Source organism: Pseudomonas sp. L-22-4S-12 (genome assembly GCF_009799935.1).
GTDB lineage: Bacteria > Pseudomonadota > Gammaproteobacteria > Pseudomonadales > Pseudomonadaceae > Aquipseudomonas.
On the sequence record NZ_WELL01000009.1, the window covers coordinates 20,688 to 36,283 of the forward strand.

The window sequence follows — 15,596 nt, forward strand, 5'->3', positions numbered from 1 at the left end:
CTGCGTATCGCCGCCTGCCCTGCGCTCGCGACGACCTTAAGCTGATTTTGTCTATGCCTATGAGCGATGATGATCTGCTGCCGCGCCTGCTGGCGGGCGAGCAGCAGGCCTTCCGCGAGCTGGTGGCGACCTACCAGGGCGCCATGCGCGCGGTGGCCTATGCCATAGTCGGCAGCCGCAATGCCGACGAGGTGGTGCAGGACGCCTGGCTGGCCGTGGTGCGCAATCTGGACGGCTTCCAGTGCCGCTCCAGCCTGAAGACCTGGCTGCTGACCATCACCGCCAATACCGCCAAGAGCCGCCTCAAGCAGCATCGCCGCGAGGTGCTGCTGGATGACCTGCCGGCGCCCCATGGCACGCTCGGCGACGAACGTTTCGCCGCCAGCGGCCACTGGCAGACGCCGCCGCACGCCTGGCACGAGGATTCGCCCGAGGCCCTGCTGGGCGAGGACGAGCTGCGCCAGTGCCTGGAAAAGACCCTGGCCAGCCTCTCCGAGATGCAGGCCAGCGTGCTGCTGCTGCGCGAGCGCCAGGGCCTGGAGCTGGAGGAGATCTGTAATCTTCTCGAGCTTTCGCTCTCCAATGTGCGGGTGCTGCTGCACCGTGCCCGGCTCAAGGTGTTCGCCACCCTGGAGCATTTCGAGGAGACCGGCCAATGCTGAGCTGCAAGGAACTGGTAGCCCACTCCAGTGATTTTCTCGACGGCCAGCTGAGCCTGCGCGAGCGTCTGAGCGTGCGCGCGCACCTGGCCATGTGTCGCCACTGCCGGCGCTTCATCCGCCAGATGAAGGTGACCCAGGGCGTGCTGCGCGCCCTGCCCGAGACGGCCATCCCCGAGCTGGAGGCCCTGGCCGAGCGCCTGGCGCAACAGCGCCGCAAGCCCTGAGCGATCTGCCAGCCGGCGCTTTCTGCGGCCTGGGTGATGCTGGTGGCCACGGCTCCAGCCGCGATCTTTCGCGGATAAATCCGCTCCCACGAAGAGCGGGGGCCCTTAGCGCCTTAGCGTCGTTCGTCGGCCGGGCGTGTTCTACGGCAGCGGCTTCGGCCGCCATTGACCGGATCAACCCGTGCCCACTCGGCGCGCCGGCCAGGCGCAGAAAAAACTTTTCGCCGCGCTGTAACGCCCCGTAGTCTGCTGGGTCTAGTGTTGCGAGGGGGCCATGCCGGCCTCCAGCAACCAACCACCTCCGGAGAGACTCCATGAAACAGCTGAATACCGTTGTCGCCACCCTGGGCGCCGCCCTGCTGAGCACCGCCGCGCTCACCGCCCAGGCGGCCGGCAACCCGTTCGCCGCCGAGGAGCTGAGCAGCGGCTACAGCCTGGCGGCTCACGAGAAGGGCCACGAAGGTTCCTGTGGCGAAGGCAAGTGCGGTGGCGAGATGAAGGCCGCCGACGGCAGCAAGGCCGGCGAAGGCAAATGCGGTGGCGAGAAAGCCGCCAAGGAAGGCAGCTGTGGCGAGGAGGGCAAGATGGCCAAGGAAGGCAGCTGCGGCGCGGCAAAGGCCGAGTAAGGAACGGCGCACATGACCTCGCAGCCTTTCGTCAGTGGCGCCGGCCTCGGCCTGCGTCGCGGCCTGCTCCCGGCGCTGGTCGACAGCGCCGAGGGGCAGGTGGATTTCCTCGAAATCGCCCCGGAAAACTGGATCGGCGTGGGCGGGCGCTTCGCCCGCCAGCTGCGCAGCCTGAGCGAGCGCCTGCCGTTTCTCTGCCATGGTCTGTCGCTCAACCTCGGTGGCTTCGCTCCGCTCGATTTCGAGCTGCTCGAGGCCATCAAGGCCTTCCTCGACGAGCATGGCATCCGTGGTTACAGCGAGCACCTGTCGGCCTGTGCCGACGATGGCCAGCTGTACGACCTGATGCCGCTGTCGTTCAGCGACGAGTCGGTGCGCCGCGTCGCCGCGCGTATCCGCACGGTGCAGGAGGTGCTGCAGCGGCCGCTGATCATCGAGAACGTCTCGGCCTATGCGCGCCTGCCCGGCGAGCTGGACGAGGCCACCTTCATTCGCGCGGTGCTGGCGGAGGCCGATTGCCGGCTGCTGCTGGACATCAACAACGTCTACGTCAACGCGAGCAATTTCAGTTTCGACCCGCGCGCCTACATCGACGCCATGCCCGGCGAACGCATCGCCTACCTGCACATGGCCGGGCATTCCGACGAGGCCGCCGGCCTGAAGATCGACACCCACGGCGCGCCGGTGTGCGACCCAGTGTGGGCCCTGCTGGAACATGCCTACGCCCGCCACGGCGTGCGTCCGACCCTGCTCGAACGTGATTTCAACTTCCCGCCGCTGGCCGAGCTGTATGCCGAGGTGGCGCAGATCCGTGCCCTGCAGCAGCTGGCCGGCAGGCGCCGGGAGTCGGCGGCATGAACGCCGTGCAGGCCCAGGCGGCCTTCGCCGCGCGCATCCGCCAACCCGCGGCGCAGGTGCTGCTGGCGGGCATCCCCGGCGAGCGCATGGCGGTGTACGAGGCGCTGTTCTTCAACAATATCGAGAGCTTCCTGGACAGCGGTTTCCCGGTGCTGCGCCGGCTGTTCGAGGACGCGCGCTGGCAGCGCCTGGTGCGCAGCTTCATCGCCGGGCACTGCTGCCGCACGCCGTACTTCCTGCAGATCGGCGAGGAGTTCATCGCCTGGCTGCAGCAGGGCTTCGTCGCCGAGGCGGATGATCCACCGTTCCTCCTCGAACTGGCGCACTACGAGCGGGTCGAGCTGGCCCTGGATGTGGCCTGCGCGGAGCTGCCCGCGCACGGCTGGTCGCCCCTGGCCTGGCCGCTGGCCTATGTCTGGCCGGTGCAGCGGCTGAGCGCCGAATACCGCCCGGCGCAGCCGCCGGCCGAGCCGACCTGCCTGCTGGCCTGGCGTGATCGCGCGGACAAGGTGCGTTTCCAGCAGCTGTCGCCGTTCGCCTACCGCCTGGCCCTGCGCCTGCAGGCCGGCGAGGACAGCGCCGCGGCGCTGCCGGCCGTGGCCGAGGAAAGCGGCCTGGTCGCCGATGCGAGCTATTTCAACCATGCCCGTGCGCTGCTGGATGACTGGCGGCGCCAGGACATTCTCTTCTAGCGGAGCTGCCCATGCTGACCCTGCTCAATCGCCTCCAGGATGCCCTGGACGCCACGCGTCGCCTCGATTTTCTCGGCCCGTTGCTGCTGCGCCTGTACCTGGTGCCGATCTTCTGGATGGCCGGCACGCACAAGCTGGCCGACATGCCGGCGACCATCGCCTGGTTCGGCAACCCGGACTGGGGCCTGGGCCTGCCGTTCCCCACGCTGCTGGCCTGGCTGGCGGCGCTGACCGAGACGGGTGGGGCGCTGCTGTTGCTGTTCGGCCTGGCCCTGCGCTGGATCAGCATCCCGCTGATGGTGACCATGCTGGTGGCGATCGCCAGCGTGCACTGGCCGTTCGGCTGGCAGGCGATCGCCGATCCGTCCGCGCCCTTCGCCAACGAACGGGTGCTGGCCTCGGTGGAGAAGCTCGAACGGGCGCGCGCCCTGCTCAAGGCGCACGGCAACTACGACTGGCTGACCAGCAGCGGCAAGCTGGTGGTGCTGAACAACGGCATCGAGTTCGCCGCCACCTACCTGCTGATGCTGCTGGCGCTGTTCTTCACCGGGGCCGGGCGCTGGGTCAGCCTGGACTACTGGTTGGCACGGCGCTGGCGCCGCCCCTGAGCCGAAATGACCCGGGTTTTTCCCGCCCGAGGCCGGCCCGGCGCCCCGGCGCGGGGCGCCTGAAGGGCGCCGGGACGTGCTCTGACTTTGCTTATTAGTAAACGGAGTAAAAAGTTCCGCTGTCATCGAACTTTCATATATCAGAAACCGGGCTGAAATAACCCCCCGCCAAGATTCCCCTCCAGCACCAAGGGCAGTTGCCCGCGTGTTTTCAACGCAAAAGACCAATAGGGGAATTTTCGATGATCCGTAAGCACTTCGCCGGTTTCGTAACCAGCGCCCTGGCTCTGGCCGTTTCCGCCCAGGCTTTCGCCGGCACCGTGACCACTGACGGTACCGACATCGTTATCAAGACCAAGAGCGGTCTGGAAGTCGCCACCACCGACAAACAGTACAGCTTCAAGCTGGGTGGCCGTCTGCAGGCCGACTTCGATCAGTTCGACGGTTTCTATACCAAGAACAACGACGCGGGCAACGAAGCCTATTTCCGTCGCGCTCAGCTGGAACTGGGCGGCAACTACAAGGACTGGCGCTACCAGATCAACTACGACTTCGCCGACAAGTCGGGTTCGAGCCAGAAGTTCGACGAAGCCACCATCACCTACACCGGCTTCACTCCGATCAACATCAAGATCGGTCGTTTCGACCCCGACTACAGCCTGGAAAAAGCCACCAGCTCCAAGTGGGTCACCGCCATCGAGCGCTCCTCGGTACTGGACCTGGCTTCCTGGACCACCGACCACGAAGACGGCATGGGCGTGCAGGTCAACGGCACCTACGGCGGCATGTTCTACGGTTCGGCCAGCGTCCAGCAGCAGGACAAGGGCGACTACCTGGAAGACAGCGACGGCAAGGACGTCAACAGCTTCTTCGCCCGTGGCGTGATCGCCCCGATCGTCAGCGAAACCCAGGTGCTGCATTTCGGTCTGGACTACGCGACCCGTACCTACGGCGGCGCCAAGGCTTTTGACGGCAAGATCGACAGCCGTCTGGGCGTACGTGGCGTCGACCAGGGCGGTTCGAGCAACACCGGCAAGGTGCTGCTGGCCGGTGCCGATGGCAACGCCGCAGGCTTCGACGACGACAGCGTGGTCGGCCTGGAATTCGCCTACATGTACGGCCCGTTCTCGGTGCAGAGCGAATACCTCAAGCGTGACCTGACCGGCGCCGATGACAATGGCGATCGCGAAGCCACCGGCTACAACGCCCAGCTGGCCTACACCCTGACCGGCGAATCGCGCGTGTACAAACTCGATGGCGCCAAGTTCGACACCATCAAGCCGGCTGACAAGCAGTACGGTGCCTGGGAAGTGTTCTACCGCTTCGACAACCTGACCGTCGAGGATGACGACGAGAACCTGGGCGTGGCCGGTATCGACGAAACCACCGCCGACGTCCACACCCTGGGTGTGAACTGGTACGCCAACGAAGCCGTCAAGCTGTCGCTGAACTACCTGATGACCAAGTCGGATGCCGAAACCGTTGCCGTGCAGAAGCGTGGCGAGCATGACGACGACGATGGCCAGGCCATCTCCCTGCGTGCCCAGTACGTGTTCTAAGTCAGACCCCATCATCTGACTGCTCCTTTAAGCCCCGCCATTGGCGGGGCTTTTTTTCGTCCCGGGGAAAAGGGACACTGCGGCATGCCCGTACAGACCCTCGATTCGATCCGCCAGATCGCCGCCGCCGACTGGGATGCGCTGCTGCCCGGCGCCGCCCAGCCCTTCCTGCGCCATGCCTTCCTCGCTTGCCTGGAGGACAGCGGCAGCGCCGTGGCCGCCACCGGCTGGCAACCCAGCCATCGCCTCTGGCGTGACGCGGGCGGCGAGCTGCGCGCCATCCTGCCGGCCTGGATCAAGAGCCACTCGCACGGCGAATACGTGTTCGACTGGGGCTGGGCCGAGGCTTGCCAGCGTGCCGGCATCGCCTACTACCCCAAGCTGCTGACGGCCGTGCCGTTCTCGCCGGTGGTCGGCCCGCGCCTGCTCGGCGCCCCGGCGGCCTGTGCCCAGCTGCTGCAGGCAGTGAGCGCCACGCTGGGGGAGCAGGGCCTGTCGAGCTGGCACCTGAACTTCACCGAACCGGCCGAGGCGGCGCTGCTGGCCCGCCAGCCGGGCTGGCTGCAGCGCAGCGGTTGCCAGTTCCACTGGTTCAACCGCGGCTACCGCGACTTCCAGGATTTTCTCGACGGTTTCGCCTCGCGCAAGCGCAAGCAGGTGCGCAAGGAACGCGAACTGGTGGCCGGGCAGGGCCTGGAGTTCACCTGGCTGGCCGGAGATGAGCTGAGCGAGGCGCAGTGGGACTTCGTCTATCGCTGCTACGCCAACACCTACTGGCTGCGCGGCCAGTCGCCCTACCTGAGCCGCGAATTCTTCAGCCTGCTGGCCGAGCGCATGCCCGCCGCCATTCGCGTCAACCTGGTGCAGCAGGGCACGCGGCCGGTGGCCATGGCCTTCCTGCTGCGCGATGCTGAATGCCTTTACGGGCGCTACTGGGGCTGTTTGCAGGAGTCCGCCAACCTGCACTTCGAGACCTGTTTCTACCAGGGCATCGAACAGGCGATTGCCGGCGGGCTGCAGCGTTTCGACGCCGGGGCGCAGGGCGAGCACAAGCTGGTGCGTGGCTTCGAGCCGGTGCTGACGCAGTCCTGGCATTACCTGGAGCATGCCGGCCTGCGCGCGGCGGTGGCGGATTTCCTGCAGGAAGAGCGCGAGCATGTCCTGGCTTATCTGGAGCAGGCCCGGCAAGCCTTGCCCTACCGGCGTGGCTGAGCCAATAGCTCGCCGGGTGGGGGCTTCAGCGTAGGGGGCGCCGCGCGCACCAGACAAGCCGCAGAGGGTCCCCGGCGCGCATGGCGCACCCTACGGGAGCACGTGAGCCGGTGCCAGGGCGCAACGGCGAAAACCCGGCCCGGGATTGCCCCGGGCCGGGTCGATACGGCGCTGGCGATCAGCCCTTGGCCGGGGTGATGCCGTTGTTGATCTGGAACTGCTTGATCAGTTTTTCCGGCTTCTTCTCTTCTTTCTGCAGCAGGTAGACCACGCGCTCGCCGTTCGGGCCGCTGGCGACCTCGGTGTGGCGGAAGATCGGCTCGCCGATGGTGTTCACGTCGACCATGTCGCCGTAGCGCTGGCCCACATAGATGATGCCTTCCTGACGGATCTCGCCGTAGAAGCTGGCGGCCGGCGGCAGGCTGCGGTTGAGGAACTGGTAGGCGGCGATCTTGTTCAGATCCTTGCCCTGATCCTCGGCGCGCAGGGCCAGCACGATGTTCTGGCCGTACTTGTCCTTCTGCTGCAGATCTTTCAGGTAGGGCGCCTTGCCGCTGACGAGGAAGTCACGGTAGACCGTGGCGTCGTCGAACAGGTAGAGGCTTTCCTCGGTGCGCACCTGGTACCAGTCTTCGTTGTTCAGGCTTTCCGCCTTCGGCGCCGGAGCCTGGCTGCTGCAGGCGGCCATGGCCGCGGCCAGCAGAGCGATGGATACAGGTTTGAACATGGATTTCACGGACATCAAATTACCTCCCCAGGACGAATGGCAAGAGAGTCTCGCTGCGCCAGGTGACGAAATGATGACGTTTGCATAACAGGCTCGATTATCGCCGCAGCACAACACCGGCCTTTCGCCGGGGCGGGCGCGAATGCGGTCACGCCAGGCGGCGGTCGATCCCCGTATGATCCGCGCCTGTTCAACAGGGATGAGCCAAGAGGGCGCAACGGATGAAAAACTACCTGAATCAATGGGCCGCCCTGGCCCTGCTGTTTGTTCTGGGGACCCTGGCCGGGTGTTCCACCCACGGCCGTGACATCGGCGCGGCGGCCGCCGAGTCCGCCACCGCGGCGCCGAGCGCGCCGGTGCAGGGCAAGGCCTCCGGGCGCCTGCTGGTGTGGACCGCCGATTTCTCCCTGCAGGTGCAGGACATGGGCAAGGCCCGCAGCCAGCTCAGCGAGCGCATGCTGGCGCTGGGCGGCTATGTCGAGGAGAAGAGCGACTACGGCGATCACAGCCAGAGTTTCGTCTTCCGCGTGCCGGCGGATGCCTTCGAGACGGCCCTGGGCAGCGTCGAGCAGAGCGGCAAGGTGCTCTCGCGCCACGTCAAGGGCGAGGACGTCACCGAGCAGTATGTCGACGTGGAAACCCGCCTGCAGAACAACATCGCCCTGCGTGACCGCCTCAAGGAGCTGCTCGGCAAGGCCAGGGACATCCAGGACATCCTGCAGATCGAGAGCGAGCTGAACCGCATCCAGTCGGAGATCGACTCCATGCAGGCGCGCATGCGCATCCTCAAGGACCAGATCCAGATGGCCACGATCCGCGTCGAGCTGCGCCAGCAGGAGGCGCCGAAGCCGGCGACCATCTACGGGCCGCTGGGCTACCTGTACAAGGGCACCGAGTGGTTCGTGACCAAGCTGTTCATCATCCGCGAGTGAGGCTGGCTGCCATGGCGACCAGCCGGGCATGATTGCAGCCATGTACCTGTTACGCGTTGCTGTTGTTTGGCTCAAACGCTCGCGGTGGCTGCTCTGGCTGTTGGTGGGAGCGAATTCATTCGCGATCAGGGCCTACGCCGAGCCGCCTGTTTATCGCGAATAAATCCGCTCCCACTAAAGCGCGATGGCCTGTGCAACAGGGAACTGGTACATAGCCATGATTACGCTTCTTGCCGACGGAGGGCGCAGCAGATGGACGACACATTCCTGATCATCCCCGGCTACGGCGGCTCCGGCCCCGCGCATTGGCAGAGCCGCTGGCAGCAGGCCGATCCGCGTTTTCGCCGGGTCGAGCAGCGCGACTGGTGGCGCCCTGTGTGCAGCGAATGGGTGGCGGCGCTGGAGCAGGCGGTCGCCGCCAGCGGCCCGCATACCGTGCTGGTCGCCCACAGCCTGGGCTGCGGGCTGGTGGCGCACTGGGCGGCGCAGACCCGCCTGACGATCCGCGCCGCCATGCTGGTGGCCCCGCCGGACCCGGAAGGCCCGGCCGCGCAACTCGGCATCGACGGCTTCGTGCCGGTGCCCGACCTGCCGCTGGCCTTTCCCAGCCTGCTGGTGGCCAGCAGCAACGACCCCTTTTCCAGCCTGGAACACGCCCACGGCGCGGCGCAGCGTTGGGGCAGCCGCTGGGCCAATATCGGCGCGGCCGGGCATATCAACGGCGACAGCGGCCTGGATGACTGGCCGCAGGGACGGGCGCTGCTGCAGTCGTTGCTGGACTGAGGCGGCGTGCCTGCCGACTTGTGGTTAACTTGGCGTCCTGCAATTGCACATCACACAGGCCCACCGTGAGCGAACAAGCGAAGAACCCCCTGCATGGCATCACCCTGGAACAGCTGCTCACCGAACTGGTGGCGCGCTACGGCTGGGATGGCCTGGCCAAGCGCATCGACATCCGCTGCTTCAAGAGCGATCCGAGCATCAAGTCGAGCCTGACCTTCCTGCGCAAGACGCCCTGGGCGCGGGAGAAGGTCGAGGCGCTGTTCGTGCAGATGCGCAGCAAGGGCTGAGCTGATCCAGCATCCTTCCGCGATAACCCGCATTCAGCGATTGCGCACCTGGGGCGCGCTCAGCGGCAGCGCGCAGCCGGTCTGGGCGCCGGCCTGCAGGTAGGGACTGAGGATCGGCGCCATGCCCTTGAGCACCTGCACCGGCAGCGCCGAGGTGAAGCGGAAGTTCTCCGCCGCCTGGCCCGGCACGAAGGCGGTGAGGGTGCCGAAGTGGCGCGGGCCGAGGTAGAAGACGAAGGTGGCGGTGCGGTTCAGCGCCCGTGAGCTGAGCACGTGGCCGCCGCGGGTGACGCTTTCCACCCGGTTGTCGCCGGTGCCGGTCTTGCCGCCGAGGGTCAGCGGGCTGCCGTCGGCCAGGCTGAAGCTGCCGTGCAGGCGTCGCGCGGTGCCGGCTTCGACCACCTGCGACAGGGCTTCGCGCAGGGCCGCGGCGACTGCCGAGGGCAGCACCCGCTCGCCGCGCTGGGCGTTCTGCAACAGGTGGGTCTCGTAGGGCGTGGCGCTGGCGAACTGCAGGGTGTCGATGCGCACGCTGGGTTGGCGGATGCCGTCGTTCTGGATGATCCCCATCAGCTCGGCCAGCGCCGCCGGGCGGTCGCCGGAGCTGCCGATGGCGGTGGCCAGCGACGGCACCAGGTGGTCGAACGGATAGCCCAGCCGTTGCCAGCGCTGGTGGATATCGAGGAAGGCCTCCACCTCCAGCATGCTGCGGATGCGGCTGTCGCGGGCGCTCTTGTGGCGGCTCTTGAACAGCCAGCCGTAGACCTCCTGGCGCTCCTTGCCGCTGGCCGCCACGGCGTCCTTGAAACTGGCCTGCGGCTGCTCGATCAGGTAGCCCAGCAGCCACAGCTCCAGCGGGTGCACGCGGGCGATATAGCCCTGGTCGGGCAGGCTCCAGGCGCCGGGACCGTAGTCCAGGTAGAGGCTGTGGATCTTCTTGTCGGTCAGCCTGGCCTGCGGCAGGTGGGCCTCGAGGAAGGCGGCGAAGGTGGCTTCGTCCACCTCGGGCATCAGGTAGCGGTGCACGGCGGCCAGGCGGGTGGGCGTATGGCGCAGGCCGTCGAGGAAGGTGTCGAGGCGTTCCTGGGCCGTCTTGCCCTGGTACTTGCGCCAGAAGCGCAGGAGGAAGGTGGTGCCTTCGCGGTCGGCGAAGCGCTTGAGGTAGTCGGCGCGCAGCGGGTTCTTGTCGTCGCCCAGCAGCTCGGCGCTGTTGCTCTCGCCGTGGTAGGTGCTGTAGCGCACCAGGTCGCGCAGCAGGCGGATGAACGGCAGGTTGATCGACTCGCGCAGGGCCTCGCGCAGGGTGGGGATGCGGCCGTTGTCCTCGCGCTTGAAGTTGCTGAAGCTGTGCAGCCCGCCGCCGGTGAAGAAGCGCTCGTAGGGGCTGGCCGAATACTTGCGCTCCAGGGCCGCGTCGAGCAGGGCGCGCAGGTCCAGCCCGGGCTGGGCGATCAGCTGGTCGAGGGCCCAGCGGGTCAGGTGGTCCTGGGCGGCCACCTCGACCTGGCGCAGCTGCTCGGCGCTCTGCCCGGCGTAGCGGGCGTGCAGCTCGGCCATCACCTCCAGGTAGGTGGTCAGCACGCGCAGCTTGGCGGTGGAGCCCAGTTCCAGTTTGCTGCCCTCGTTGATGTCGAAGGGCTGGTCGGTGTTGTCGGTCTGCACCCGCACCCGCGCGCCGGCCGGGGTGCGTTCGAACAGGGTGAAGCTGTAGCGCACCTCGGCGGTCTTTTCCGGCGACAGCAGGCGTTCGCCGTACAGGCCGATCTGCCCGGCGAACTCGGGGTCGGCCAGCTGCCGCAGGTAGGCGCTGACCTGCTGCTGCAGCTCGGCGTTGAGCGTGCTGCTGGCGGCCAGGTCGAGGCGGTCGAGGTCGTACAGCGGCAGGTCGAGCAGGTTGGACAGGCGCGTGCGCGCCACGCTGATGCCCTTGTTGCTCTGCACCGGCTGGATCGCCGGGTGCAGCGCCAGGTCGCGAAAATGCAGGGTCTGCCCCAGCGCCGCGTCGCGCAGGGCCCAGCCGATCACCCCGCCGGCGGCCAGCACGCGGATATGGCTGTCGGTCAGGGCTTCCAGCTCGCGGCGGCCCTTGGTCAGGTAATAGGACGGGCGGCGCTGGGCGATCATCAGCGCCAGCACCTGGCGCAGGGCCTGGCCGCGCTCGCTGTCGCGCACCTGCGGGGTGCGCTGCGGGTCGAGCAGGGCATTGACCTGGGCGAAGTCGGCGCCGAACCACACCCGCAGGCCGTCGGCCAGGCCGTGCACTTCGCCATGCCCGGGGGCGGCGGAGAGCGGCACGCTGTTGAGGTAGTCGCGCACTATGGTCTGGCGCGCGGCGAGGCTGTCCGGGCCCTGCTGGTAGGCGCGCACGCTGGCGGAAACCATCTGCCGCAGCTTGTCGCGGGCGGAGGGGGTGCGGCCGTCCGGCGAGTGGCGGTATTTCTCCAGCTGGGTGGCCAGGGTGCTGCCGCCGGCCGACTGCTCCTGCACCCCGAACAGCTTGCCGAGCTGCGACAGCGCGGCCTTGGCGAAGCGCGGCCAGTCCACCGCCGGGTTGGCCTGGGGCTGGTCGGGGTCGAGCAGGTGGCGGTTCTCGATATACAGCAGGCTGCCGACGATCAGCGGCGGGATCTCGGCGAAGCTGGCGTACAGCTGTTGCGGGTAGCGGAACTGGTACAGCGGCAGGCCGCGGCAGTCACTGATGGTCAGGCCGGCCTGCGGCTTTTCGCGAAACGGCGGGAAGTAGCCGCTCTGGCTGTAGTCGAGCAGGGCGGGGGAGAAACGCACCTGCTCGGCGACCAGGAAGCCGCGTTGCTGCAGGCGCTCCAGCAGCTGCGGCAGGCTGGCGTAGCCGAGGCGCTTGTCGAACGGCCCGGCCGCCGGATAGTGGATCGCCGTGCTCGGCCCGGGTTGCAGCTGGTAGCTCAGCTCGGCGGCGTAGCGGCTGAATTCGCGGGCCTGCAGCCTGGCCGTGTCCAGCTCCTGGCGCAGGGCCAGGCCGAGGCCGGCGAGGGCGGCCAGCAGGGCGAGCCACAGCCAGGTCTTGCGGCGTTTGCGCGGCGGCGGTTTTTGCGGCGACGACAGGGGCTCGGAGTCGCCCACGGGGCGCGCGGTCTGCGGTGCGTTTGACTGCCATAGAACGCCCATGGGGATCGGCCTGGCCACCCGGGAAGCAAGCTCTTGCTGCAAGCTTAGCCGCGCTCTGCGCGGGCGGCGGCTTTTTGCTGGGGGCGCGGGGCGCCGGGGGGCGTGCCTCGCGGCCGAAGCCGCTCCTGCGAGGCACCGGCCGGCCCGTAAAAAGCTATGTCCCAATAGCATGTTGGATGGGCGCATGCCATCCGTGGGCGCGAGCTCTGCATCGTAGGGTGCGCCGTGCGCACCTGATGGCCTCGGAGCACCCTGCTGAGCTGATTGCCGAGCGGGCTGATGGTTTGGGTTTCGCCCACCCGGGCGACTTACTTTTCTTTGTTTGCGCAAAGAAAAGTAAGCAAAAGAAAGCGCACCCCGGCATTCGGCCCTGCGCTTCGCTTCGGGTGCCCTCCCTCCGGTGCCGCTCCGGGGGCCGGCTTACAAGGGCCATCCCTGGCCCTTTAAGCCTCTCGCCGCATCCCTGCGGCTCGTCCCCCTGCGCAACACCTCCACTCGGCCTCCTGACGGGGGCTCGGGCTCCGAGCTGCTTGATGGCTCGTTCTTGCCGCTACGCGGATTTGGTTTCCACCCTGCAAGCCATGGCGCCGCATACAACACGCTATTGGTACATCGCCCGTAAAAACCGTTACGCCGCCGGCTCGAAACTGTCGGCCCGGGCCATGGCCCACATGCGCGGGTAGAACTCGCCGGAAGCCTCGCCGCCGAGCAGCTCGCCGGGTTTGAGGAACACGTGCAGCTGCGAGTACAGCTTGATCTCGCTGGCCGACATGCGCCGCACCAGGTGCCTGGCCTCGATCTGCGCGGGGTGGCTGAGGCCGGCGGCGGCGAGCATCTCGGCCAGGGCCTTGAGGGTGTTACGGTGGAAGTTGTGCACCCGCTCGGCCTTGTCCGGCACCACCAGGGCGCGCTGGCGCAGCGGGTCCTGGGTGGCCACGCCGGTCGGGCACTTGTTGGTGTGGCAGGACTGCGACTGGATACAGCCGATGGCGAACATGAAGCCGCGCGCCGAGTTGGCCCAGTCGGCGCCCAGGGCCAGCACGCTGGCGATGTCGAAGGCGCTGACGATCTTGCCGCTGGCGCCGAGCCTGATCTTGTCGCGCAGGCCGCAGCCGACCAGGGTGTTGTGCACGAACAGCAGGCCCTCGCGCAGCGGCACGCCGATATGGTCGGTGAACTCCAGGGGCGCGGCGCCGGTGCCGCCTTCCTTGCCGTCGATCACGATGAAGTCGGGGAGGATGGCGCTTTCCAGCATGGCCTTGGCGATGCCCATGAACTCCCAGGGATGGCCCAGGCAGAACTTGAAGCCGATCGGCTTGCCGCCCGACAGCTCGCGCAGCCGGGCGATGAACTGCAGCAGTTCCAGCGGCGTGGAAAACGCGCTGTGGCGCGCCGGCGAGATGCAGTCCTGGCCCATCGGCACGCCGCGGGTCAGGGAGATTTCCGCGGTGACCTTGTGCCGCGGCAGGATGCCGCCGTGGCCCGGCTTGGCGCCCTGGCTCAGCTTGATCTCGATCATCTTCACCTGCGGCGCGGCGGCCTGCTCGGCGAAGCGCGCCGGGTCGAAGCGGCCCTGCTCGTCACGGCAGCCGAAGTAACCGCTGCCCAGCTCCCACACCAGGTCGCCGCGATGCTCGCGGTGGTAGGGGCTGATGCTGCCTTCGCCGGTGTCGTGGTAGAAGCCGCCGCGCTGGGCGCCCTGGTTCAGCGCACGGATGGCGTTGGCGCTGAGCGAGCCGAAGCTCATCGCCGAGATGTTGAACACCGAGGCCGAGTAGGGCTGGCTGCACTGCGGCCCGCCGACCGTGACGCGGAAGGTGCTGGGGTCGCAGTGCTCGGCCGGCAGCATGGAATGGCCGATGAACTCGAAGCCGCTCTGGTACACGTCGCTGAGGGTGCCGAAGGGCTTGTCGGCGCTCTGGTTCTTGGCCCGCGCATAGACCAGCGAACGCTGCGCGCGGGAGAACGGCAGCATGTCGCCGTCGGCCTCCAGCAGGTACTGGCGGATCTCCGGGCGGATGGCCTCGACCAGGTAGCGGATGTTGCCCAGGATCGGGTAGTTGCGCCGCACCGCCTGGCGCGTCTGCAGCAGGTCGTTGAGGCCGACCAGGCTGAGCACGCCGGTCAGCAGGGTCAGCGCCCACAGCCACTCGTGGCTGGCGACGAAGGGCAGGCTGAGCAGGGTGAACAGGACGCAGCAGGCGAAGAAGGCGTAGCGGTTCAGCAGCGACAGGCTCATGCGGGCTCCCGGGATGGCAGGTACAGAGGCACAGGGTAGGCCGAAGGGGCGGCGCTGTCGCCCTCAGTGGCCGCGCAGGCGCAGGCTGATGGCGGCCACCGCCTCTTCGTCGGCGCGCAGGCGCGCGGGCAGGAAGTCGCGGACGAACTCGACCCAGGTGCGGGTCTTGGCATCGAGGAACTGCCGCGACGGGTACAGCGCATAGATGCCCAGCGGGAACAGGCTGTGGTTGGGCAGCACGCGCACCAGGCTGCCGTCGCCCAGGCCGCCGACCGCCGAATACAGCGGCAGCGCGCCGATGCCCAGGCCGGCCTTGATCGCCTCGGTCATGGCGTCGGCGGTGTTGACCTGGAACGGCGTCTGCTTGATCTGCACCAGTTCCTGGCCGTCCGGGCCGTCGAACAGCCACTTGTCCAGGCCCATCACGTTGTTGACCAGGCGCAGGCAGTGGTGCGCGCCCAGCTCGCCGGGCAAGCGCGGCACGCCATGCCGTGCCAGGTAGGCGGGCGAGGCGCACAGCACGCTGTAGGTGCTGCCCAGCTGCTTGGAGATGAAGCCCGAGTCGGGCAGCTCGCTGGCGATCACCACCGAGATGTCGTAGCCCTCGTCGAGCAGGTCGGTGTTGCGGTTGGCCAGGGTCAGGTCGAAGCTGACGTCCGGGTACTTCTCGGTGTACCCGGCGATGGCCTTGATCAGGTAATGCTGGCCGATGCCGGTCATCGCATGCACCTTGAGCACGCCGACCGGGTGGGCATTGGCCTCGCCGGCCTCGGCCTCGGCCTCGTCGATGTAGCCGAGGATCTGCTCGCAGCGCAGCAGGTAGCGCTGGCCGGCCTCGGTCAGGGCGATGCGCCGGGTGGTGCGGTGCAGCAGGCGGGTGCGCAGGTGCGTCTCCAGGGTGGCGACGGCGCGCGAGACATAGGAGGTGGTGAGGGACAGGCGCTGGGCGGCGGCGGTGAAGCTGCCGGTCTCCGCCACGCAGACGAAGGCGCGCATGTTGAAGAGGGTGTCCATGGAGGATTCCGGCTCGGGCTGGGAGCGAA

General features: G+C 67.7%; 15 protein-coding genes. 11 read left to right on the plus strand and 4 right to left on the minus strand.

The annotated features are described in order from the left end of the window. Nucleotides 1-59: 59 nt before the first annotated feature. The 8 genes from F3I16_RS18250 (at nucleotide 60) to F3I16_RS18285 (ending at nucleotide 6,441) form a co-directional block, all read left to right on the plus strand. Complete coding sequence (locus F3I16_RS18250; protein ID WP_372239658.1) at nucleotides 60-662, plus strand: RNA polymerase sigma factor; 603 nt, start codon at nucleotides 60-62, stop codon at nucleotides 660-662. Then, nucleotides 656-886 (plus strand): anti-sigma factor, encoded by a 231-nt coding sequence (locus tag F3I16_RS18255; protein ID WP_160494972.1) that lies wholly within the window; start codon nucleotides 656-658, stop codon nucleotides 884-886. Before F3I16_RS18250 ends, F3I16_RS18255 begins: the two co-directional genes overlap by 7 nt. Nucleotides 887-1,200: 314 nt before the next feature. Then, nucleotides 1,201-1,512 carry a hypothetical protein gene (locus tag F3I16_RS18260; RefSeq protein WP_160494973.1) on the plus strand — a complete coding sequence of 104 codons (312 nt, stop codon included), beginning with the start codon at nucleotides 1,201-1,203 and terminating at the stop codon, nucleotides 1,510-1,512. 12 nt (nucleotides 1,513-1,524) lie between these two features. Continuing rightward, nucleotides 1,525-2,370: a DUF692 domain-containing protein gene (locus F3I16_RS18265; RefSeq protein ID WP_160494974.1), complete on the plus strand. Its 846-nt coding sequence runs from the start codon at nucleotides 1,525-1,527 to the stop codon at nucleotides 2,368-2,370. After that, the gene (locus F3I16_RS18270) at nucleotides 2,367-3,062 is read left to right on the plus strand and encodes a DUF2063 domain-containing protein (protein ID WP_160494975.1); all 696 of its coding nucleotides are present in this window, start codon (nucleotides 2,367-2,369) and stop codon (nucleotides 3,060-3,062) included. Before F3I16_RS18265 ends, F3I16_RS18270 begins: the two co-directional genes overlap by 4 nt. 11 nt (nucleotides 3,063-3,073) lie before the next feature. Beyond that, nucleotides 3,074-3,670 carry a DoxX family protein gene (locus tag F3I16_RS18275; protein ID WP_160494976.1) on the plus strand — a complete coding sequence of 199 codons (597 nt, stop codon included), beginning with the start codon at nucleotides 3,074-3,076 and terminating at the stop codon, nucleotides 3,668-3,670. A 242-nt stretch (nucleotides 3,671-3,912) separates the two neighbouring features. Continuing rightward, nucleotides 3,913-5,229, plus strand: coding sequence for an OprO/OprP family phosphate-selective porin (locus tag F3I16_RS18280; protein ID WP_160494977.1), 1,317 nt, complete (start codon nucleotides 3,913-3,915; stop codon nucleotides 5,227-5,229). Nucleotides 5,230-5,313: 84 nt separating this feature from the next. Next, nucleotides 5,314-6,441 (plus strand): GNAT family N-acetyltransferase, encoded by a 1,128-nt coding sequence (locus tag F3I16_RS18285; protein ID WP_160494978.1) that lies wholly within the window; start codon nucleotides 5,314-5,316, stop codon nucleotides 6,439-6,441. A 178-nt stretch (nucleotides 6,442-6,619) separates the two neighbouring features. Here F3I16_RS18285 and F3I16_RS18290 read toward each other — a convergent pair whose 3' ends face one another. Then, nucleotides 6,620-7,183, minus strand: coding sequence for a hypothetical protein (locus F3I16_RS18290; RefSeq protein WP_256670225.1), 564 nt, complete (start codon nucleotides 7,181-7,183; stop codon nucleotides 6,620-6,622). Between the two features lie 206 nt (nucleotides 7,184-7,389). Between F3I16_RS18290 and F3I16_RS18295 the strand changes: the two genes are divergently transcribed. The 3 genes from F3I16_RS18295 to F3I16_RS18305 all read left to right on the plus strand — a co-directional run bounded on the left by F3I16_RS18295 (nucleotide 7,390) and on the right by F3I16_RS18305 (nucleotide 9,170). Further along, the gene (locus tag F3I16_RS18295; RefSeq protein WP_160494980.1) at nucleotides 7,390-8,100 is read left to right on the plus strand and encodes a DUF4349 domain-containing protein; all 711 of its coding nucleotides are present in this window, start codon (nucleotides 7,390-7,392) and stop codon (nucleotides 8,098-8,100) included. Nucleotides 8,101-8,352: 252 nt separating this feature from the next. Continuing rightward, the gene (locus F3I16_RS18300) at nucleotides 8,353-8,883 is read left to right on the plus strand and encodes an alpha/beta hydrolase (protein WP_160494981.1); all 531 of its coding nucleotides are present in this window, start codon (nucleotides 8,353-8,355) and stop codon (nucleotides 8,881-8,883) included. 65 nt (nucleotides 8,884-8,948) lie between these two features. Continuing rightward, entirely contained in the window at nucleotides 8,949-9,170 is a 222-nt protein-coding gene (locus F3I16_RS18305; protein WP_160081768.1) for a VF530 family DNA-binding protein, read from the plus strand. A 33-nt stretch (nucleotides 9,171-9,203) separates the two neighbouring features. Here F3I16_RS18305 and F3I16_RS18310 read toward each other — a convergent pair whose 3' ends face one another. The 3 genes from F3I16_RS18310 to F3I16_RS18320 all read right to left on the minus strand — a co-directional run bounded on the left by F3I16_RS18310 (nucleotide 9,204) and on the right by F3I16_RS18320 (nucleotide 15,567). Continuing rightward, nucleotides 9,204-12,314 (minus strand): transglycosylase domain-containing protein, encoded by a 3,111-nt coding sequence (locus F3I16_RS18310; protein WP_160494982.1) that lies wholly within the window; start codon nucleotides 12,312-12,314, stop codon nucleotides 9,204-9,206. Nucleotides 12,315-12,942: 628 nt separating this feature from the next. After that, entirely contained in the window at nucleotides 12,943-14,553 is a 1,611-nt protein-coding gene (locus tag F3I16_RS18315) for an FMN-binding glutamate synthase family protein (RefSeq protein ID WP_160494983.1), read from the minus strand. Between the two features lie 63 nt (nucleotides 14,554-14,616). After that, nucleotides 14,617-15,567, minus strand: a complete 951-nt coding sequence (locus F3I16_RS18320) for a LysR family transcriptional regulator (protein ID WP_160494984.1) — start codon at nucleotides 15,565-15,567, stop codon at nucleotides 14,617-14,619. Nucleotides 15,568-15,596 lie beyond the last annotated feature (29 nt).

What these genes read in the sequence shown, in the direction of transcription:
- F3I16_RS18250 (WP_372239658.1), top strand. Translation starts at nt 60, where the DNA reads ATGAGCGATGATGATCTGCTGCCGCGCCTGCTGGCGGGCGAGCAGCAG.
- F3I16_RS18255 (WP_160494972.1), top strand. Translation starts at nt 656, where the DNA reads ATGCTGAGCTGCAAGGAACTGGTAGCCCACTCCAGTGATTTTCTCGAC.
- F3I16_RS18260 (WP_160494973.1), top strand. Translation starts at nt 1,201, where the DNA reads ATGAAACAGCTGAATACCGTTGTCGCCACCCTGGGCGCCGCCCTGCTG.
- F3I16_RS18265 (WP_160494974.1), top strand. Translation starts at nt 1,525, where the DNA reads ATGACCTCGCAGCCTTTCGTCAGTGGCGCCGGCCTCGGCCTGCGTCGC.
- F3I16_RS18270 (WP_160494975.1), top strand. Translation starts at nt 2,367, where the DNA reads ATGAACGCCGTGCAGGCCCAGGCGGCCTTCGCCGCGCGCATCCGCCAA.
- F3I16_RS18275 (WP_160494976.1), top strand. Translation starts at nt 3,074, where the DNA reads ATGCTGACCCTGCTCAATCGCCTCCAGGATGCCCTGGACGCCACGCGT.
- F3I16_RS18280 (WP_160494977.1), top strand. Translation starts at nt 3,913, where the DNA reads ATGATCCGTAAGCACTTCGCCGGTTTCGTAACCAGCGCCCTGGCTCTG.
- F3I16_RS18285 (WP_160494978.1), top strand. Translation starts at nt 5,314, where the DNA reads ATGCCCGTACAGACCCTCGATTCGATCCGCCAGATCGCCGCCGCCGAC.
- F3I16_RS18290 (WP_256670225.1), bottom strand. Translation starts at nt 7,183, where the DNA reads ATGTCCGTGAAATCCATGTTCAAACCTGTATCCATCGCTCTGCTGGCC.
- F3I16_RS18295 (WP_160494980.1), top strand. Translation starts at nt 7,390, where the DNA reads ATGAAAAACTACCTGAATCAATGGGCCGCCCTGGCCCTGCTGTTTGTT.
- F3I16_RS18300 (WP_160494981.1), top strand. Translation starts at nt 8,353, where the DNA reads ATGGACGACACATTCCTGATCATCCCCGGCTACGGCGGCTCCGGCCCC.
- F3I16_RS18310 (WP_160494982.1), bottom strand. Translation starts at nt 12,314, where the DNA reads ATGGGCGTTCTATGGCAGTCAAACGCACCGCAGACCGCGCGCCCCGTG.
- F3I16_RS18315 (WP_160494983.1), bottom strand. Translation starts at nt 14,553, where the DNA reads ATGAGCCTGTCGCTGCTGAACCGCTACGCCTTCTTCGCCTGCTGCGTC.
- F3I16_RS18320 (WP_160494984.1), bottom strand. Translation starts at nt 15,567, where the DNA reads ATGGACACCCTCTTCAACATGCGCGCCTTCGTCTGCGTGGCGGAGACC.